The 18981-nt window shown below is 69.6% G+C and carries 16 protein-coding genes; 4 read left to right on the forward strand and 12 right to left on the reverse strand.

What is annotated here, in order from left to right:
• The 7 genes from GPZ80_RS31435 to ppdK form a co-directional block, all read right to left on the reverse strand.
• Positions 1-647: response regulator (locus GPZ80_RS31435; protein WP_246477674.1), on the reverse strand; the 647-nt coding region annotated here is incomplete at its 3' end.
• A 32-nt stretch (positions 648-679) separates the two neighbouring features.
• On the reverse strand, positions 680-1777 hold the full coding sequence (locus GPZ80_RS33920; protein ID WP_187224743.1) for a sensor histidine kinase: 1098 nt from the start codon (positions 1775-1777) through the stop codon (positions 680-682).
• Complete coding sequence (locus GPZ80_RS31445; protein ID WP_187224744.1) at positions 1774-2223, reverse strand: hypothetical protein; 450 nt, start codon at positions 2221-2223, stop codon at positions 1774-1776. The genes GPZ80_RS33920 and GPZ80_RS31445 overlap by 4 nt, the downstream gene beginning before the upstream one ends.
• A 364-nt stretch (positions 2224-2587) precedes the next feature.
• Positions 2588-3457, reverse strand: coding sequence for a hypothetical protein (locus tag GPZ80_RS31450; RefSeq protein ID WP_187224745.1), 870 nt, complete (start codon positions 3455-3457; stop codon positions 2588-2590).
• A 129-nt stretch (positions 3458-3586) separates the two neighbouring features.
• A complete protein-coding gene (locus GPZ80_RS31455) occupies positions 3587-6577 on the reverse strand; it encodes a DUF11 domain-containing protein (protein WP_187224746.1) in 2991 nt (996 codons plus the stop codon).
• Positions 6578-6667: 90 nt separating this feature from the next.
• Positions 6668-9979: a BTAD domain-containing putative transcriptional regulator gene (locus GPZ80_RS31460; RefSeq protein ID WP_187224747.1), complete on the reverse strand. Its 3312-nt coding sequence runs from the start codon at positions 9977-9979 to the stop codon at positions 6668-6670.
• A gap of 68 nt (positions 9980-10047) precedes the next feature.
• Complete coding sequence (gene ppdK, locus GPZ80_RS31465; RefSeq protein WP_187224748.1) at positions 10048-12735, reverse strand: pyruvate, phosphate dikinase; 2688 nt, start codon at positions 12733-12735, stop codon at positions 10048-10050.
• Between the two features lie 126 nt (positions 12736-12861).
• Between ppdK and GPZ80_RS31470 the strand changes: the two genes are divergently transcribed.
• Together GPZ80_RS31470 and GPZ80_RS31475 are read left to right on the forward strand one after the other, a co-directional pair.
• Entirely contained in the window at positions 12862-13467 is a 606-nt protein-coding gene (locus GPZ80_RS31470; RefSeq protein WP_187224749.1) for a hypothetical protein, read from the forward strand.
• A gap of 17 nt (positions 13468-13484) precedes the next feature.
• Positions 13485-14189: a YwaF family protein gene (locus tag GPZ80_RS31475; protein WP_312880683.1), complete on the forward strand. Its 705-nt coding sequence runs from the start codon at positions 13485-13487 to the stop codon at positions 14187-14189.
• Here GPZ80_RS31475 and GPZ80_RS31480 read toward each other — a convergent pair.
• The 5 genes from GPZ80_RS31480 to GPZ80_RS34185 all read right to left on the reverse strand — a co-directional run bounded on the left by GPZ80_RS31480 (position 14164) and on the right by GPZ80_RS34185 (position 17435).
• Positions 14164-15486: an NAD(P)(+) transhydrogenase (Re/Si-specific) subunit beta gene (locus GPZ80_RS31480; RefSeq protein WP_246477676.1), complete on the reverse strand. Its 1323-nt coding sequence runs from the start codon at positions 15484-15486 to the stop codon at positions 14164-14166. The two genes, GPZ80_RS31475 and GPZ80_RS31480, sit on opposite strands and share 26 nt — an antisense overlap.
• A 62-nt stretch (positions 15487-15548) precedes the next feature.
• Positions 15549-15848: an NAD(P) transhydrogenase subunit alpha part 2 gene (locus GPZ80_RS31485; RefSeq protein ID WP_166658042.1), complete on the reverse strand. Its 300-nt coding sequence runs from the start codon at positions 15846-15848 to the stop codon at positions 15549-15551.
• Positions 15848-16936 (reverse strand): Re/Si-specific NAD(P)(+) transhydrogenase subunit alpha, encoded by a 1089-nt coding sequence (locus tag GPZ80_RS31490; protein WP_187224751.1) that lies wholly within the window; start codon positions 16934-16936, stop codon positions 15848-15850. The genes GPZ80_RS31485 and GPZ80_RS31490 overlap by 1 nt, the downstream gene beginning before the upstream one ends.
• Positions 16937-16953: 17 nt before the next feature.
• Positions 16954-17238, reverse strand: coding sequence for a hypothetical protein (locus GPZ80_RS31495; RefSeq protein WP_187224752.1), 285 nt, complete (start codon positions 17236-17238; stop codon positions 16954-16956).
• Positions 17184-17435, reverse strand: coding sequence for an HC3 family zinc finger protein (locus GPZ80_RS34185; RefSeq protein WP_376771799.1), 252 nt, complete (start codon positions 17433-17435; stop codon positions 17184-17186). Before GPZ80_RS34185 ends, GPZ80_RS31495 begins: the two co-directional genes overlap by 55 nt.
• 76 nt (positions 17436-17511) lie before the next feature.
• On the opposite strand from GPZ80_RS34185, the gene GPZ80_RS31505 reads away from it, so the two are divergent.
• Both GPZ80_RS31505 and GPZ80_RS31510 read left to right on the forward strand, forming a co-directional pair.
• Complete coding sequence (locus GPZ80_RS31505) at positions 17512-18393, forward strand: helix-turn-helix domain-containing protein (RefSeq protein WP_187224754.1); 882 nt, start codon at positions 17512-17514, stop codon at positions 18391-18393.
• Positions 18365-18550, forward strand: coding sequence for a DUF397 domain-containing protein (locus GPZ80_RS31510; protein WP_187224755.1), 186 nt, complete (start codon positions 18365-18367; stop codon positions 18548-18550). Before GPZ80_RS31505 ends, GPZ80_RS31510 begins: the two co-directional genes overlap by 29 nt.
• Positions 18551-18981: the final 431 nt, after the last annotated feature.

The raw sequence follows: 18981 nt of genomic DNA on the forward strand, positions 1-18981 counted from the left end.
TGCTTGACATTCAAGCTCCTGGGATGTCTGTCATGGCCCGCCCGGACGAGGCCGCTCTCATAGGCGTACACCACGGCCTGGGTCCGGTCGCGCAGCCCGAGTTTCGCGAGGATGCGCCCGACATGGGTCTTCACCGTCTGCTCGGCCAGCACGAACGTCTCCGCGATCTCCACATTGGACAGTCCGCGGGCCAACAGCACCAGCACCTCGCGTTCCCGCTTCGTCAGACTGTCCACACGGGACGGCGCGACGAAGGTGGCCTGGCGGGCGAAGGTCTCGATCAGCCTGCGGGTCACGCTCGGCGCCAGCAGCGCCTCCCCCGCCGCCACGATCCGCACAGCGGAGACCATGTCGTCGGCCTGCAGGTCCTTGAGCAGAAATCCGCTCGCGCCCGCACGCAGCGCCTCGTAGACGTAGTCGTCGATGTCGAAGGTGGTCAGCATGATCACCCGGGGCGGGTCTGCGGCGGCGAGGATCTCCCGGGTCGCGGCCAGGCCGTCGAGCACCGGCATCCGCACGTCCATCAGCACCACGTCCGGGCGGCTCTCGGCGCACGCCTGGACACCTTCGCGGCCGTCGGCGGCCTGGGCGACCACCTCGATGCCGTCCTGGGCGCCCAGCAGGGCCGCGAAACCCGCCCGGACCATGGCCTGGTCGTCGACGATCAGGACCCGGATACTCAACGGCCCTCCACCGGCAGCCTGACGCGCAGCCGGTAGCCGCCCGCGGGTCGGTCCACCGACAGCGTGCCCCCGTGCAGCGCGACCCGCTCGCGGACGCCCACCAGCCCGTGGCCGCCCGCGGTCGTCACCGGAGCCGACTTGGGGGCGTCGTTCACGACCTCCAGCGCCAATTCACTCCCGTCCATCCCTACTGTTACCCGAGTGGCCGCGCCCGGAGCGTGCCGCACGACGTTGCTCAGCGCCTCCTGCACGACCCGGTACACCGTCAGCCCCAGCGCCGCAGGCAGCGTTCCCACCGAGCACTCCAGCGTCACCGGCGCCCCGCGCACGCCGTCGACGAGTTCGGCGAGCCGGTCGATCCCGGGTTGCGGACCGAGTTCCGCGGCGCCCTCGCGCAGGATGCCGAGGAGCAGGCGCATCTCCGTCAGCGAGGCCCGCGCGGAGTCCGCGATGCCGGCGAACTCGGTCCGGGCGGACTCGGGGAGGTCGGCGTTGCGGTAGGGCGCGGTCTCCGCGGCCACCGCCACCATCGACATGTGGTGGGCCACGATGTCGTGCATCTCCCGCGCGATCCGGGCCCGCTCCTCGAGCACCATCCGCCGGGCCCGTTCCTCTTCGCCGAGGCGGTCGGCCTCAGCCAGCCTGCCGCGCATCCCCGCCCGCCAGTCCCCCACCAGAGCGGCGGCCGCGCACAACATGACCGTGCTGATCGCCGAGACCCACTGCCCGTCGAACACCAGCACCAAGACGATTCCGGTGAGCCCGACCGCCCCGACCAGCCCGACCGTGGTTCGGCGCACCCCTAGAGCGCCGACGACACCGCACAGGACAACCAGGACGACCACCGAGCTGACCGACCACGGCCAGGGCTCACCGGGACCAGCGCGGCCCTGCGTGACCAGCGCCGTCCCCGCGGCGGCGGCCCAGCCGAACCACCCGGCGATCACCGGCCGCTGACCGCACACCAGCACCGGGACCGCGAGCCCCAACGCCACGGGCAACACCAACTCCCCCGCACCCGGGTAGTGCTGGACGACGTCAAGCCAGGCGAGGACGAACACCACCACCGCCGCGACGACCGGCCACCTCTTCACCTGTCCGACCTTACGTTCGTCCCGTCCTGCCACGCGACCAGAAGGCGAAGCAGCGGCACCGCGACCAAATGCATCCCGAACGCCACAGCCGAGTGCGCCAGCCACGCGCCGACCAGGGTGGGCCCTCCCCAGGCGGCGTCGAACCTCGGGTCGGCGGTGAACGGGTGCCCGACCGCGGCGATGGCGTCGGGGCGCAGGAAGTAGAGGTAGCCCATGAAGACGAGGTAGAGGGAAAGCAGGGCCAACGGAAACGTCAACAACCCAGCCGACAGCCGCCCCCGACTCGGAACGCCGAACGAGTACCTTCGCGCGATCCCCTCGTGCGCACGGCCCACTCGCCGCCCGAGTCCGACCCCAGTGGCGAGCAGGCGTGCCACAGCGAGCGGGAGGGTGGTCAGACCGCGGATCAAGGGGACCGCGATCCAGTTGTGCCACAACGTCTTCATGCGAACAACGGTAGAGACGGACCGAAGGGCGAGTCGTCACTCACGAGCGCCAAGTCCGGGGTGATACCTGAGTACCAGCCCGCACATCCCCGCCCGCGACACAACGGGGGATCCGCCTCCACTCCTCAAAGCCAGGGGCGGGATGCGCCACCTCCACCACCGCTGAACGCAAGACGACGGAATCCGCCACCCCACCACCCTCCAAACGCAAGGCGAACCACCCGAACAGACACCCCGCGTCAAGACGCGCGCCGACCACCGGCACCCGAACCACGGGCCCGCGCCAATGTCGAACTCACTTACCGGACGGGCGAACTCATTCGCCGGACGGGGCGACTCGGTTGCCTGGAGGGGCGAGTCGCGGTCAGAGGTCCAGGCGGTAGAAGTGGAGTTGCTTGGCGACGGTCATGCCTGCCAGCTCAGCGGCTTCCTCGACGACCTCATCGTCATACTCGTGCACCCGCAGCGTGCGCACATCCGGGTTCAGCTCACGGATCTTGGCCACCAGGTCGTGGATCGCGGCGGCCACGATCTCGGGCTCGGTGTCGTGGTGGCTGATCTCCTCCACCATCGCCCGGTTGCCCTTGATGAGCGCCGACAGTTCCGCGTCGGTGTCCACGACGTCGATGGTGATGATGTCGGTGCCGTCCGGCAGGTTTTCGGTCGGCTCGGTCGCGACCTGGGTGCGCACGGCGGGCAGCCCAGCGGGCGCCGCGGCCGCGGCCAGGTCCTCGAACGCCCAGATGTGCCCGAGTTCCTCGTCCGGCTCAGCACCCAGCGCGTCGGCCAGGTGGGAGTCCAGGTCCGCCATGGGGTCGGACCACACGACCGCGTCGTGTCCGGCCTCACGGGCGTGGTCGGCGGCGGCCTTCGTCATGGCCACCAGCAACTCGACCTCTTCCGGAGTCGCCGGGTGCTCGTCGTACATGCCGGTCTTGATGCGCTCGATCTCGCGCGACAGCAGCAACCACTGCACGGTGGGGCCCGGGTCGTCCTCGTCGGGTCCGAGCAGCGACGCCCAGCCCAGCAGCTTGCCGTCGCCGCGGGCGACCGCCACGGCCAGCACGACGCGCTCGTCGTCCTCTTCGAGGTCCTCGTCCTCGTCTTCCACGTCGTGGTCTTCCGCGTCGGCCCCGATATCGGCCAAGACGGCGGAGAACAGCTCCTCGACAAGCCGCTCCTCGGCCTCCGGATCGGTCTCGACGACGACCTGCACACCCAGCCCGGCGGACATAGCGACTCCATTCACTCGGATCTGTCGGCCCGACCGTATCGGGCGGCCGAACTCCACGCCTGTCCGCGTCCGTCCACAAGGGTGAGCGGGACCGGCGATGGCCGGTCCCGCTCACGTTCTATCGCTTGTTCAGTTGACGACTCGAACCGAGTCGCAGCCCAGGAACGTGTAGGTATTCCCGTCCGGGGCCAGGTAGCGGCCCTTCAAGCAGGCCTCGGTGGAACTCAGGGTGAGTCCCGAGTCTGCGGGCTTGAAGTGCAGCACCAGGTCCAGGTCGCCGTCACGGGTGCGTTCGTCCAGCTCGTAGGAGCGCTCCGGATGCCCCTCACCATGGATTTCCCGTGCCCCGAAAGGCGTCGCGGTGTCGAAGAGATTCGCTCGGAGTCCCCACAACGTTGTCGAGACGTCAATCTTCGTGGCGTCGAACGCGATCGGCAGCCCGTACTCCCCCACCGCGGTGGTCAACGCGGCGAGTGTCGCGTCGGTGTTGAGGTTGATGGAGTTCGGGAAGCCCTTCGGCCGGACGTTGATCGCGATCGGCACGACGCAGTCGATCCGGAACGACGACGCCCGCTGGTTGTTGGTCAGGTCCGGATCGGTGTCGGCCGGGTTCTTCAGCGCCAGCGCGGCGGTGAGGGTCACGGTCTTCACCCCCGGCGACGCGCAGTCCACGGTGGCGGTCGTGTGGACCGTGCGCGGGCCGCCCACGGCCAGTGCGGCCTGCTCAGAGGTGGATGAAGCGGGCGTGACGGTCACGCCGCTGTCGCCGGACGCGCTCGTGGTGAGCACGGTGTCGATCGGGCTGGACGGTCCGGCGTTGGCGATGGACACGTCGAAGGTGACCGAGCCGGGTTCGCCGATCAGCACCTCACGCGGTCCCGTCGCCGTGGCGCCGGTGACCTGGACGTCGGCCATCGCGACGACCTTGGTCGTGGTGCTCGCGGTGTTGTCGGCCGTGTCCGAGTCCGTGCCGTCGTGCGAGGCGGTGGCCGACGAGGTGATGTCCTTCGGACCGCCGTTGTCGTAGACGAGGTCCGCGGGAACGTTCACCACCACGGTCGCCGAGGCCGACGCGCCAGGCGCCAGATCTCCGAGCTCACAGGTGACGACACCAGCCGCGTTCGTGCAGCCTGCCGAAGCCGAGGCGAAGGTGACGTCCGACGGAAGGGTCTGCACGACCTTGACCGCGTACGCCGTGTTCGGACTGCCGTGGTTGTGCGCCTGCAACCCGTAGGTGAGCTGCGTTCCGGCGCCCACCGGGTCGGGGGCATCCGTCAGGTGGGCGTCGACATCGGTGCGGCTCACGGCTTCCTGGTACGCCGCACGGATGAAGTCGGCGGTGTCCTTGGTCAGCTCATTCGCCGACGAGTGGCCGCTCGACGGCGGGGACAACGGGCCCTTGTACTTCAGGCTGGCCCAGTCGTCGTGGCCGTCGAGATCGGGGCTGTTCGGCGGGGGCGTGCCCATGATCGGCGAGCCTGCCGGTGCCGTGTTGGGGCAGCCCTGGTCGGGGATGCCCATGAAGTCGACATCGGTGACAACGTTCTCGGTGTCGATGTTGGCCGCCGCGTCGGTCCCGTCGCCTTCCCGATCCCAGTTCACCGGCCCATTGCCCACACTGACCCGCCACGGCGAGGTGCCGTCGCCGTCCCAGATGAAGATGTCGGCGGTCGGGGCGTTGATGCCCTTCTCCTCGTCGAGCGCGTCCTCGTCGAGAGTGTCGAGCTTGACCCTCGAGTAGTCGAGTCGGGTCCGGTCACGGCCGTCGATCAGGCCGTCGCCGCTGATGTCGCGCGTCGGCGCGGGCCCCGTCGGTGAGGAGTCGGGCACGCCGATGGTCTGGTAGACGTAGCTCATCACCGAGTGGTAGTTCGGCTTGCAGTTGATGGTGTCGGAACCGCCGTGGCCGAGGTTGAGCGCGTGACCGAGTTCGTGCATGAAGGTGCCCGACTGGTCGCGGTCGGTGCCGACACCGCTCGCGCCCCAGCCGCCGAGGCTGACCAGCGGGTCCTTGCCGTCGCCGCAGCACAGCCCGGAGCTGCCGTTGACCACCGGCGGGTCGCCGGGATTGGGACCGGGCCGGTCGGGCTGCCGATGCACCCAGGGAGACCAGTGGTAGTAGGGCCGCAGGTTCGCGTCGAAGTTCTGCGTGCGCAGCGTCTCGGCGGTGACCATGGCGCCGCCGATCGTGGGACCGGCGCCCCACGTCAGCTTGTCGACCTCGGCGAGCTGGTCGTCGATGACCATGAGCAGCTGCACGCCGTTGGCCGCGTCCACGCCCGCGTAGGGGCAACCCGGCTTGGCGGGCACATCGCCCGCGTTGAAGGCGGCGGTGGACTCATCGATCGCGGACTGCGTCGGCTTGTGGGTGTGGTCGGGAACGCCGTCGCCGTCGGCGTCCGGGCCGACCATGTAGTCGATCTCGGTCAGGATGGTCGGCCTGCACGGGCTGGCGGCCACCGGCGGAAGCGTGCCGTTGGAGTCGTTGGCCTCGATCGCACGCAGGTTGCCGCGCTCCGGGACGGTGCCGTTCTTGTCCACCACGATGCCGGAGCGCTCGATGCCGTCGTGCAGGCCGTCGCCGTCGAAGTCGACGGAGTCGCCGAAGGTGACGGAGAACCAGACCGCGGCCGAGTCCTCGCCGCTGCCCTTCGAGTAGCCGAGGTTGGGCGTGGGCACGTCACCGGAGAAGGTGCCGGTGTTGGGGTCGACGACGATGTCGAGGTTGTCGTCGCCGTTGGCGATGTCGACCGCGTCGTCGCCACTGGTGCTGTCGTGGTCCCACAGCTGGATGCGGACGCCGAACGGCCCGGCGTCGCGGTCGAAGGTGCCGGAGAGCTTCCATTCCGGCGAGATGTCGCCCTGGTTGTCCGGGGCGCGCGGTGAGGTGCGTTCCCCGCTGGGGAAGAACGCCTTCGAGTAGTAGTCGTTTGGGCAGGCGTTGAACGCAATGCCCGCGACGTCGCGCTCGTTGTCGTCGCATTCGATCTGCCACACCTTGTGGATCGTGACCGTGACGCCGACGGTATTGACCGCCTGGGCCACAGGTGCCGTAGCGCTCGCGAGTCCCACCCCGAGCGCGGCGGCGGAGAGCATGGCGAGTGTTCTTCGTGTGTCCATGAGATAGAAGTCCCTCCCGGTGTCGACCGCCCCTGTGCGGCCTTACCGGGAAGAGTGCGCAGGGGTGTTCAACCAGCCTTCCAAGCGCCTTCAGACAGCCTTAAAGTTGCGCTCCGCGCCGCGCGGGTTCGGGAACTGGGCGGGCTCGACGCCGAGTTCGCTCATCCGCGCCACATAGGTGCGGTAGGCGCGGCGGGCCTCGCCGTGCGCGCCCGCCATCACCGAGGACCGCACCAGGGCGAGGTGGGCGCGTTCGTCGTACTGGTCGTGCTGCAGGATCCGCAGCGAGTAGGCCGCGGCGGAGTAGTTCTCGCCCGTCTCCACGGCGTGGTCGGCAAGGTAGTGCGCGACCCGCACGTACACCGAGCGCGCCTCCTCGCGCAGCGCGCCCGCCCAGTCCTGGTAGACGTCCTCGTCGAGGAAGTCCCCGGTGTAGGCGGCCTCGGCGGTGCGCAGCAGCAGCACAGCCTGCGCCGGGTGCCCGGTCTTGGCCGCGTCCAAGCCCGCCTGGGCGTCGCGCAGGAACTCCTCGACGTCGATCGACGTCATGGCGAGGTCGAGCCACACGCTCGCACGGTCGGCGCCGACGAAGTGGTCGGGGGCGAAACGCTTGCCCGGGTCGAGAACCGAGCGCACGGTGGACAGCGCGACGGACAGCCGCGCGGACACCACCGACTCCGCCTCCCCCGGCCACAGCGAGTCCATGAGCTGCGCGCGGGGGACGCGGTGGCCGCGGCGGGCGATGAGGATCTTGAGCAGGTCGCGGGCCTTGCGCGAGGGCCATTCGCCAAGCGGGACCGGGTTGCCGTCGCGCACGACCCGGAAGCCGCCCAGGCATTCGACCCGCACGTCCGGTGGCGCGGCGCGTTCCTCGGCGAGCGCGGCCCGCGCGGCGTACCTGGTCGCCCCGGCGGCGAGGAACTTCTGGTGGGCACTGGCGGCCAGCTCGCGGGCCCGCTCCCCGGTGGCCCGCCGGGCAAGCATCAGCTCGACCCGAGCCTGCCCGAGCGGATCACCGATCTCGCGGCGGATGTTCAGCGACTCCTGCAGATACTGGTCGACCGGTCGCACGCTGGAGGTGGCCGCGGCCTTGAGTTCCAGCGCCTCCGCCAGCCCCGCCCGGTCGCGGCGCCTGCGGCTCAGCGCGGCCGCCTCGTCGGCGGCGGCCGCGGCTTCGGCCGAGTGCCCGCGGTGCAGCGAGACCCAGCCGAGGGAGAGCAGCGCCGCGGACTGGCCCAGGACCGGTCCGTAGGAGACGGCCCGCCGGGCCAGCTCGACCAGTTCGGTGGCGCGGTCGGGCTGCTCCTCGATGAGCACCCGGGCGAGCCCCGCCAGGGAGGGGACCAGGGACTGCATGTCGCGGGTATCCCCCGCCATCGAGATGGCCTCCTCGTAGCAGGCCCTGGCCATCGCCAGGTCGCCGCGCTGCCGGTAGACCTCGCCGAGGTTGGTCAGCGGGTGGGCGACGAGTTTGGACTCCAGCCGCTGGTAGAGCAGCCGGGACGCCTCCAACTCGGCCCGCGCCTCGTCGAGCCTGCCCAGCCCCAGCAGCGCCTCGCCGCGGTTGTTGAGCGCCAGCGCGCGGAACGCGGCGAACCCGGCCAGGTCGGCCAGCCTGATCGCCACGTCGAGTTCGCTGATCCCCTGCGCGTACTGGGCTTCGGCGATGTGGTGGGAGCTGCGGTTGACCCGGATCCTGATCGACTGCAGCACGTCGCCCGCGCGCTCGGCGTGGTCGAGGGCGCGCAGGTAGTGCGCCGCGTTGGCGCGCGGGTCGCTGTCGAGCGCGGCGAGCATGGCGAGCACGGTGTGCGCGGCGGCCAGTGCCCGGTCGTCATAGGCGGCGTGGGCGGCGGACAGCGCCGCGGCGGAGAGCTGCCTGCACTCGTCGATCTCGCCGCGCAGCCAGTGGGCGCTGGCCCACCAGGCCTGCAGCAGCGCCTCCTCCTTGGGCTCGGACCCGTCGATCGTGCCGCGGCGGTAGGTCGCGATCGCGTCGTCGAGGTGGCCGCGCAGGTGGTGGATCAGGCCCATCCGCCAGGCGAGGCCGACGGCGACAGGCCCTTCGTCGCCGATGATCCGCTCGAACGACGCCTGCGCGCCGACCCAGTCGCCGAGGACCTGCCGAGCCTCCCCGTCGAGTTGGTCGAGGACGCCGTCGCGAGGGGCGGGTGCGGTCGCGGCGATCGCCTCGACGACCGCTTCCGCGTCGCCGCCCGCGATCATCGCGTGTCCGTGCGCCCAGAGCAGGTCGCTCACCGACGTCGAGTCGCCCGCGGTGCGCAGGCAGCTCAGGGCTTCGCGGTAGTCGCCGGTGCCGGCGAAGAAGCGGCCGGCGTCGAGGACGGCGGCGTGCCGGTCGGCCGGGTCGAGCGGCATCCTGGTCAGCGCGAACTCCCGGATCAGCGGGTTGAGCTGGTACCGGTCGGCGTCACCGCCCGCGACCAGGAAGCCCCGGGTGTCCAGCGAGTCGATCAGGTCGTCGGCGTCGGTGATCCCGATCTCGGCGCACAGGTCCGCCGAGAACCATGGCAGGCAGGCGACCGTCGAGATCAGGTGCCGCACCCGTTCGGACTCGTTGGCGAAGATCTCCTCGGCGAGGTAGCCGAACACGGGCCCACCTGGGCGCAGCGCGCGGCGCAGCCGGGCTTCCCGGTCCGCGGGCGGCACCGGCCGCAGCGCCTCGCCTGCGAGCCGGGCGGCGGCGGGCCAGCCCCGCACAGCCTCGTGGACCATGACCGCGAGTTTCGGCACGGCCTCGCCCAAGACCGCTCTTAGGGCCTCTTCGGTCTCTTCCGCGGTGAACGCGAGGGTCGCCGCGTCGATCTCCAGCACCTGACCGCGGCCACGTAGCCGCTCGATCCGGAACGGCACCCGGCACCGGGAGGCGAGCACGAGGTGCAGCACGGGTGGACCGGCCCGGATCAGGCCCTCGATCAGCGTGGCCGCCGGGTCCTCCGGGGAGAGTTCCTGCACGTCGTCGAGCACCAGCACCAGGTCGTCGGTCAGGTGCCGCTCCATGGCCTCGGCCAAGGCGGCGGCGTAGGCCAGGGCCCGCATCGGCTGCTCGGCGTCGGCGTCCGGTCCGCGTGGCCCGTCGACAACTCCGGCGATGGCCGACGACAGCGCGGGGACCCGCAGCCGCAGCGCGTCGAGCAGCCCGTTCACCATCGCGGCGAGCGTGCGGTCCTCGGCCGTGACCGTGTACCAGGCGCAGGGGTTGCGGGCGGCCCAGGAAGCGAGCAGGGTGGACTTGCCGAAGCCCGCGTCGGCCACGACCGTGATCAGCCGCCTGCGGGTGCCCTCGGCGAGCAGGTCGTCGAGGCGCGGCCGGATCACGGTGCCGTGCGGCTCCGCCGGCGGGACCGCGCGAGCCGAAGACCGGTGTCCCTCACCTGCCATGCAGTCCCTCCCGCCCGATCCGCCGGTCCACCTCTCTCATCGCTCGTGCCGGGCTGCCGTGACGACTGTCAACCCCGCACGCTCCCGATCGCGGCCCGGCCTGCCTCCAGTCGCGCGACGGGTACCCGGAAAGCCGAGCAGGACACGTAGTCCAAGCCGACCTTGTGGAAGAAGTGGACGGACACCGGATCGCCGCCGTGTTCGCCGCAGACGCCCAGGTGCAGGTCCGGTCGCTTGCCCCGGCCGCGCTCGACGGCGATCTCGATCAGCTGCCCGACGCCGATCTCGTCGAGCGTCTCGAACGGGGAGACGGTGAAGACGCCCTTGTCCAGGTAGGTCGCGAAGAACGCCGCCTCGACGTCGTCGCGGGAGAAGCCCCAGGTGGTCTGGGTGAGGTCGTTGGTGCCGAAGGAGAAGAACTCGGCCTCCTCGGCGATCCGGTCGGCGGTCAGGGCCGCCCGCGGCAGCTCGATCATCGTGCCGATCGGGAAGGTCAGCTCCACGCCCTGCTCCGCGGCCACCTCGGCGACCACTTCGACGATCTCCTGCCGGATCAGGTGCAGCTCCATCGCGCTGCCCACCAGCGGGACCATGATCTCCGGGCACGCCTCGACGCCCTTGGCCCGCAGTTCCGCTGTCGCCTCGGCGACCGCGCGCACCTGCAGCTTGAACAACCCGGGCACGACCAGCCCCAGCCGCACGCCGCGCAGCCCGAGCATCGGGTTCGACTCGTGCAGCCGCTCCACGGCGGCGAGCAGTTTGCTGTCGACCGCCGACGACTCGCCGCGTTCCTCGGCGCGCGCGACCTTCACCAGCAGTTCGGCGCGGTCGGGCAGGAACTCGTGCAGCGGCGGGTCGAGGAGCCGGATCGTCACCGGCAGGCCCGCCATCTCGGTCAGCAACTCCAGGAAGTCGGCGCGCTGCACCGGGAGCAGCATGCTCAGCGCGGTGTCGCGCTCGTCGGGTGTCTCGGCGAGGATGACCTTCTCGATCAGCCCGCGCCGGTCGCCGAGGAACATGTGCTCGGTGCGGCAGAGCCCGATCCCTTCGGCGCCAAGGGCTCGCGCCCGGCGGGCGTCCTCGCCGCTGTCGGCGTTGGCTCGGACCCTGAGCCTGCGCACCTCGTCGGCGTGGGTCAGGAGCCGGTCGACCGCGCGCACGAGCTCGCCCGTCTCCTCGTCGGCCTCGGCCATGGCGACGTCCAGCCCTTCGGCGAGGTAGCGCGAGACAGGAGAGTCGACCACCGCGATCTCGCCCAGATACACCGCGCCGGTGCTGCCGTCGATGGCGATGCGGTCACCCTCGGCGAAGGAGAGCTCGCCGGCCCTGGCCTTGCGCGCCACCGGATCGACGTCGAGTTCCTCTGCGCCGCAGACACACGTGCGGCCCATGCCGCGGGCGACCACGGCGGCGTGCGAGGTCTTGCCGCCTCGCGCGGTGAGGACGCCGGCGGCGGCGATCATGCCTTCGAGGTCGTCGGGGTTGGTCTCGCGGCGGACCAGGATCACGGGCTCGCCGCGGGCGGCCCACTCGACGGCGGCGGCCGAGTCGAACACCGCGCGGCCCGCGGCGGCTCCGGGTGAGGCGGCCAGGCCGGTCGTCACCAGCGTCCGCTCGGCCTTCGGGTCGAACTGGGGGAACATGAGCTGCACGAACTGCTGGCCGGTGACCCGCGAGAGCGCCTCGTCCAGGGTGATCAGCTGCTCGTCGACGAGCTGGGCGGCGATGCGGAACGCGGCGGCGGGGGTGCGCTTGCCGACCCGGGTCTGCAGCAGCCACAGCTTGCCGCGCTCGACGGTGAATTCGATGTCGCACAGGTCGCGGTAGTGTGTCTCCAGCCTTCGCATGGCGGTCCGCAGCTGCTGCGACGACGTCGGGTCGAGCTTGTCGAACTCGTCGAGCGCCAGCGGGGTGCGGGTGCCCGCGACGACGTCCTCGCCCTGGGCGTTGGGCAGGTAGTCGCCGTAGACGCCGCAGCGGCCGGAGGCGGGGTCGCGGGTGAAGCAGACCCCGGTGCCGGAGGTCTCCCCCAGGTTGCCGAAGACCATCGCGCAGACGTTGACCGCGGTGCCCAGGTCGTGCGGGATGCGCTCGCGTCGGCGGTAGATCCGGGCGCGCGGGGTGTTCCACGAGTCGAAGACCGCGCGCATGGACATGTCGAGTTGCTCGCGCGGGTCCTGCGGAAACTCGCGGCCCGCGTGCTCGACGATCAGGTCCTTGAACCGCTGGACCACCTCACGCAGGTCGTCGGCGGACAGGTCGGTGTCGGAGCGGCCGTCCTTGAGCGCGGAGAACGCGTGGTCGAAGACCTCGGGGTCGACGCCGAGCACGGTGCGGCCGAACATCTGCAGCAGCCTGCGGTAGGAGTCCCACGCGAAGCGCTTGTCGTTCGCCGCCTCGGCCAGACCCGCCACCGAGTAGTCGTTGAGGCCGACGTTGAGGACGGTCTCCATCATGCCGGGCATCGAGAACTTCGCCCCCGACCGCACGCTGACCAGCAGCGGGTCGACCACGTCGCCCAGGCGTCGGCCGAGCTGGTTCTCCAGCCTGCGCAGCGCCATCGTCACCTGCACCCGCAGCGCGGACGGCTCGACACCGTCGGCGAGGTAGGCGCGGCAGGCCTCGGTGGTGATGGTGAAGCCGGGCGGGACGGGCAGACCGAGCCGGGTCATCTCGGCGAGGTTCGCGCCTTTGCCACCGAGGAGGTCCTTGCTGTCCTTGTCGCCGTGGACGAAGTCGAACACCCAATCAGTCATCGTGCGTCCTCCGAGGTGTCCGTGTCGCCCCCGACCTCGCCACGCTAGTCATTTCTCGGGTCTTTTGCCCGGTCGACTGTGGACCGTCGCGGTCGTAGCGTGGGTTCGGCCCGAGAGGAGCAAGACATGTTCATGCAAATCATTCAAGGCAGGGTCCGCGACACCGAAGCCGCGAAGGCCGCGCTGGACCGCTGGCAGACCGACCTCGCACCAGGAGCGGAGGGTTGGCTCGGCGGCACCTACGGCGTCACCGACGACGGCATGATGGTCGCCGCGGTCCGGTTCGAGTCACGGGACGCGGCTCAGCGCAACAGCGAGCGACCTGAGCAGTCGTCATGGTGGTCGGAGATGGAGAGCTGTTTCGACGGCGAAGTCACCTTCCACGACTGCGACGACGTCACCCTGCTGGCAGGCGGCGGGTCGGACAAGGCGGGGTTCGTGCAGGTCATCCAAGGCCGGATCACCGACCGGGAGCGGGCCCGCTCGATCATCGAGCAGAGCGCGAAGATGATTTCCCAGTACCGCCCGGACGTCCTCGGGGCGACCCTGGCCGTGGACAAGGACGGCTTCTTCACCGAGACGGTGGCGTTCACCTCCGAGGACGAGGCCCGCAAGAACGAGACCAAGGAACTGCCCGAGGAAGCTCGGAAGATGTTCGAGGAGGAGATGTCGCTGATGCAGGACGTCAAGTACCTGGACCTGCACCAGCCCTGGTTCAGCTCAAGGCACTGACAGTCCGAGTAGCGTGAGTGGCCGTGGCGCTCGCCGAGCGGGACTTCACGGCCTACGGCCCGTCGCACTGGGTCGTGCTCGCTTTGTTCGCCGTGGGCGCCATCGGGTTCGTCCTGCTCGGTCGCGCCCACCCCGGCCTGCTGCCCAGCCGCGTCCTGGCGGTGTTGGTGCTGGGGTTACAGCTGTCGATCCAGCTGTACTCGATGGCGCCGTCGAGATTCGAGCTCGACCACTCGCTGCCGCTGCAGCTGTCCGACTTCGCGGGATACGTGACGGCGTACGCGCTGTGGTCGCACCGGCGGTGGGCGTTCACCCTGACCTACTACTGGGGGCTGACGCTGAGCGTGCAGGCCCTGGTCTCCCCTGTCCTGCGCGGGCCGGACTTCCCGCACGTGTCGTTCCTCGGGTTCTGGGCCGTGCACCTGCTGGTGGTGTGGGCGGCGATCTACCTGACTTGGGGCAGGCGGATGCGGCCGGACTGGCGGGGCTACCGGCTGGCGGTGGGGGTGACCGTGGTCTGGGCGGCGGCGATGCTGGTGTTCAACGGGATCGTGGGGTCGAACTACGGGTTCCTCAACGCGAAGCCGACGGTGGACTCGCTGTTGGACGTGCTGGGGCCGTGGCCTTGGTATGTGGTGTGGGAGTTGGTCTTGGTGTTGACGGTGTGGGCGTTGATGACACTGCCTTGGGTCCGGGTCAGAGAGCCTTCAGCTCCTCGGTGACGTCGGCCACCGACGCCTTCGCGTCGCCGAACAGCATTGTTGTCTTCGGGTCGGAGTACAGCGCGTTGTCGACGCCCGCGAAGCCGGGCGCCATACCGCGCTTCAGGACTATGACAGAGCGGCTTTCGTCGACGTTGAGGATGGGCATGCCGTAGATCGGGGAGTCCTGGTCGGTGCGGGCCGCCGGGTTGGTGACGTCGTTCGCGCCGATCACCATCGCGACGTCGGTGCGGCTGAACTCGCGGTTGATCTCGTCCATTTCCTTGAGCCGGTCATAAGGCACGTCCGCCTCGGCGAGCAGCACATTCATATGGCCGGGCATGCGGCCCGCGACCGGGTGGATCGCGTAGTAGACCGAGACTCCCTTGGACTCCAGCATGTCCGCCATCTCGCGCACGGCGTGCTGGGCCTGCGCCACGGCCATGCCGTAGCCGGGGACGATGATCACCTGGTTGGCGAACGCCATCTGGATCGCCGCGTCCGACGCGCTGGTGCGGCGCACGGTCTGGTCGCCGGTCAACGCCGTGCCGGTGCCACCGCCGCCGCCGAAGCCGCCCGCGACGATGGCCGGGATGGACCGGTTCATCGCCGTCGCCATGAGGTTGGTCAGGATCGAACCGGACGCGCCGACGATCATGCCCGCGACGATCAGCGCGGTGTTGTTCAGCGCCAACCCCATGGCGGCGGCACTGAGGCCGGTGAGGGCGTTGAGCAGGGAGATGACGACCGGCATGTCCGCGCCGCCGATCGGGAGCACGACCATCACACCGAGGACGGCCGCGCTGACGAGCACACCGATCATCAGCCACTCGGACCCGTTGCCCGCCACGATCAGCGCCGCGCACGCGACGGAGGCCAGCAGCAGCACCAGGTTCAGCGGCTGCTGCAGCTTCCCGATGCCGATCGGCCGCCCGGAGAGCAGTTCCTGCAGTTTGCCGAAGGCGATGTTGGAACCCCAGAACGACACCGACCCGACGATCGCCGCGAACAGGCTCGCCACCGCCACATATGCCGGTTCGTGGTCGAATCCTGTGCTCTGCCGGAACTCCACCCACGCGATCAGCGCCACCGCGCCACCGCCGACACCGTTGAACAGCGCCACCATCTGCGGCACCGCGGTCATCTTCACCCGCTTCGCCGCGGGCACGCCGATCACCGTGCCGATGACCACGCCGAGGATGATCAGCGACCAGTTGCCCATCCCGGGAATCAGCAGCGTCACGATGACCGCGATTCCCATGCCCACGGCGGCGATCCAGTTGCCGCGCACGGCCGTGCGCGGTCCGGTGAGCCCCATCAGGCCATAGATGAACAGCGCGAACGCGATGATGTAGAGGACTTGAACGAGGACGTCACGGCTCACTTGTCAGTCCTCTCTGGACGGTCCTTGGCCTTGAACATGGCCAACATCCGGTCCGTGACAAGGAATCCGCCCACCACGTTGATCGTGCCGAACGCGATGGCGATCACGAGCAGGATCTTGTCGAGCACGGTGTCGGCGCCGAGGCCGAGCACGATGAGCCCGCCCAGCAGCACGATCCCGTGGATGGCGTTGGTCCCTGACATCAGCGGCGTGTGCAAGGTGTTGGGCACCTTGGAGATCACCGCGAAGCCGACGAAGCCCGCGAGCACGAGCACCGCCAGGTTCTGCACCAGCATCAGGGCTCCTCCCTGGTCACGCACGCCCCGGCGACGACCTCGTCGCCGAAGTCCATCGCCAACGCGCCATCGGCGTCGACCAGCAGTTCCAACAGCGCCTGGACGTTGCGCGCGTACAGCTCACTGGCGTGCTCGGGCATCGTCGCGGGCAGGTTGAGCGGCGCCGCGATGGTCACGTCGTGCACGACGGTCACCGCGCCCGGCTCGGTCAGCTCGCAGTTGCCGCCCGACTCACCCGCGAGGTCGACCACGACGCTGCCCGGTCGCATGCCCTTGACGGCCTCGGCGGTCACCAGCGTCGGCGCGGTCCGGCCGGGCACCAGCGCGGTCGTGATGACGGCGTCGAACCCGCCGATCGCCTGCTCCAACTGCCGCTGCTGCTCAGCGCGCTCCGCGTCGGTCAGCGCCCGCGCGTAGCCACCGGCGCCCGCGGCCTCGATGCCGAGGTCGAGCCACTGCGAGCCCACGGACCGGACCTGCTCGGCCACCTCGGGCCGCACGTCGTAGCCCGTCGTGTGCGCTCCCAGCCGCCGAGCCGTGGCCAGCGCCTGCAGCCCGGCGACACCGGCGCCCAGCACCAGCACCTTGGCGGGCGGAACCGTGCCCGCGGCGGTGGTCAGCATGGGGAAGAACCGCGTGAGGTGCTCGGCGGCGAGCATCGCGGCCCGGTAGCCGGAGACGTTGGCCTGCGAGGAGAGCGCGTCCATGCTCTGCGCCCGGGAGATGCGTGGCACCGCTTCCATGGCGAACCCGGTGACGCCCGCGTCCGCCAGCGCCCGGACGCCCTCGGCGTCGATGAGCGGCGCGAGGAACCCGATGAGCACGGCCCCCGATTTCAGCCGCCCGATCTCCATCCGGCTGGGTTTCGCGACCTTGACGACGACATCGGCCGGCCACGGGTCACCGAGCCTCGCCCCGGCTCTGACGTAGGAGTCATCGGGAATCAGGGCACCCGCCCCCGCACCCGGCTCGACGACGATGTCCAAGCCCTTGGCCTGGAGCCGCTCGACGACCTTGGGCACAAGAGCCACCCGGCGCTCGCCCGCGGCGGATTCCCTCGGGACGCCTACGATTGTGTTGGCGGTCACAGTACAGTTGTACCATTTTAGGGTCGTTGCAGGTGAGAGCCACTCGGCTGATGATTCGGGCGGCACAGTCGGACTTGACGGGCGGTCTCTTCGAGAACCGCGGCGAGGTCATCGGCTTTCTCGGGCGTCGACCATTCGGTGATAAGACCGGCCGCATACTCCCGCAGTTTCCGCAGAATCACGTCATCGAGGACCTTGGCGAGCGCCACCAGGTTCTTGGCGAGGTCGACCTGGTCGAGGCCAGCACTCATCGGCGAGCGACCTTGGGCGGCGAAATGCGGCGAACCCAGGTCGAACAGCACTCGCCGCACATCGGCCGGTTCACCCGGCGCCGAAAGTCGTCGACGACCAAGACGATCTCCAGACCGCACAGGGTCGTGTACTGCGCACCGGGCAGCGGCGGGAAGGGCGAGTGCTCGGTACTCGGGATGGCGTGCAAGCCACCGGACGACGCTTGCCACTCGAACAATCTGCTCACTGGCCAAGCGGACGCGGTCACGCCCCCGAACCGCAAGGAAGATCGAACAGCTGATCGGGTGATGCGCCTGACCAGCGGTGATCAGTAGCGTCAACCCATGACCGACACCGGCGGCACGCCCCGCACCCGCGCGCTGGCCGCCGCCCTGCGACGGGAGATGGAGGAGTCTGGGTTCGGGGTAAGGGAAGTCGCGCGGGTGTTGGGGCTGTCGCATTCGACGGTGTCGCAGTGGGTGAATGGGCGGCGGGTGCCGACCCCGGACAGCGTGTCGGCGTTGTTGGCGGTGATCAGGGTGACCGGCCGCAAGCGAGCGGACATTCTCGAATTGGCCCACAATGCCGCCGACCCCAACTGGCTCGCGGTCGGACCAGGCATGTCGAACCAATTGGCCGGGCTCATCGAGTGCGAGCAGACGGCCACAGAAATCATCGAATGGACTCCATGGTTGGTGACAGGCCTGCTGCAGATGCCTGCATATATCCGCTCGATCATGGAGTGGTCGCCACGTCGAAGCCCCGAAGCAGCCGACCGGTCAGTGAGTATTCGGATTGATCGGCAGCGAGTGCTACGCGATCGCCGCCCAGCCCCCGCGAAGCTGACGGCATTCATCGGCGAGCCCGCGATCCGGCAAATCATCGGCGGGCGCACCACCATGTTCGACCAACTCGACCATCTGCTCACCGTCGCGAGCCTTCCGAACGTGAGCGTGCGAATCGTGCGGATCGGCGAGGGCTGGCACCCTGGTCTGATTGGGCCGTTCTTGCTCTATCGCTTCGCCCAATCGCCCTCGATTCTGCATTTCGAGCACTTCGGCTCATCGGTGTTCGTCTACGGCAAGGACGACATCGAGAACCATGCACCCGCGGTCGATGCCCTTGACCACATCGCGCTCAGCGAGCAACACTCGATGACGATGATCACCGCTGCGATCGCGGACCTGGAGGCAGGGCATGGACCAAAACCGCTGGCGCAAGAGTAGCTACAGCGGTGACGAGTCCGCGTGTGTCGAGGCCTCCCGCACACTTGATGCCTTGCGGGACAGCAAGAACCCGGAGCCGGAACTGCCCGCACCAGGTCTACCCGACCTCATCCGCTTGCTGAAGTCAGCTCCCGCCGACCTGCCCAACGTTACCTAGCCATACCTGATGGGCTTGCTGGAAGCGGGCGAGACCGAGCACCGGCTTGTCGGCCGGCATCGCCGAGTGCGGGCGGACTCACTGCTCAGGTACGTCCGCCGAGACAATCAGCGACGACGGGAAGCCGCCGACGAGTTGGCGGCGCTCACCGAGGAAATGGATCTCACCAGTGGCCAGCGATCCGGTCGTTCAGCTCGTAAGTCCGGCTGTCCCGGTCTGGAGCGCGGATCGGAGGGGATCAGAAGGGCGCGGGTTCGGCGACCGCCTGGGGTGAGCATGGTTCTGGTGCCCTGGGTGCGGGCAGGTCGTATTCGATGAGTGGTTCTTGGTCGACGGCATGGTGTTCTCCGGTGGGTGTGGTCCAGACGAACAGTCCTGGTCGGGTTTGTTTGAGGTGCCAGCCGGGTTGGGTTTTGAGTTTGTGGTGGAGT

Source organism: Actinokineospora xionganensis (assembly GCF_014323725.1).
In the GTDB taxonomy this organism is placed as follows: domain Bacteria; phylum Actinomycetota; class Actinomycetes; order Mycobacteriales; family Pseudonocardiaceae; genus Actinokineospora; species Actinokineospora xionganensis.

What these genes read in the sequence shown, in the direction of transcription:
- GPZ80_RS31445 (WP_187224744.1), bottom strand. Translation starts at nt 2,223, where the DNA reads ATGAAGACGTTGTGGCACAACTGGATCGCGGTCCCCTTGATCCGCGGT.
- GPZ80_RS31450 (WP_187224745.1), bottom strand. Translation starts at nt 3,457, where the DNA reads ATGTCCGCCGGGCTGGGTGTGCAGGTCGTCGTCGAGACCGATCCGGAG.
- GPZ80_RS31455 (WP_187224746.1), bottom strand. Translation starts at nt 6,577, where the DNA reads ATGGACACACGAAGAACACTCGCCATGCTCTCCGCCGCCGCGCTCGGG.
- GPZ80_RS31460 (WP_187224747.1), bottom strand. Translation starts at nt 9,979, where the DNA reads ATGGCAGGTGAGGGACACCGGTCTTCGGCTCGCGCGGTCCCGCCGGCG.
- ppdK (WP_187224748.1), bottom strand. Translation starts at nt 12,735, where the DNA reads ATGACTGATTGGGTGTTCGACTTCGTCCACGGCGACAAGGACAGCAAG.
- GPZ80_RS31470 (WP_187224749.1), top strand. Translation starts at nt 12,862, where the DNA reads ATGTTCATGCAAATCATTCAAGGCAGGGTCCGCGACACCGAAGCCGCG.
- GPZ80_RS31480 (WP_246477676.1), bottom strand. Translation starts at nt 15,486, where the DNA reads ATGGGGCTCACCGGACCGCGCACGGCCGTGCGCGGCAACTGGATCGCC.
- GPZ80_RS31485 (WP_166658042.1), bottom strand. Translation starts at nt 15,848, where the DNA reads ATGCTGGTGCAGAACCTGGCGGTGCTCGTGCTCGCGGGCTTCGTCGGC.
- GPZ80_RS31505 (WP_187224754.1), top strand. Translation starts at nt 17,512, where the DNA reads ATGACCGACACCGGCGGCACGCCCCGCACCCGCGCGCTGGCCGCCGCC.
- GPZ80_RS31510 (WP_187224755.1), top strand. Translation starts at nt 18,365, where the DNA reads ATGGACCAAAACCGCTGGCGCAAGAGTAGCTACAGCGGTGACGAGTCC.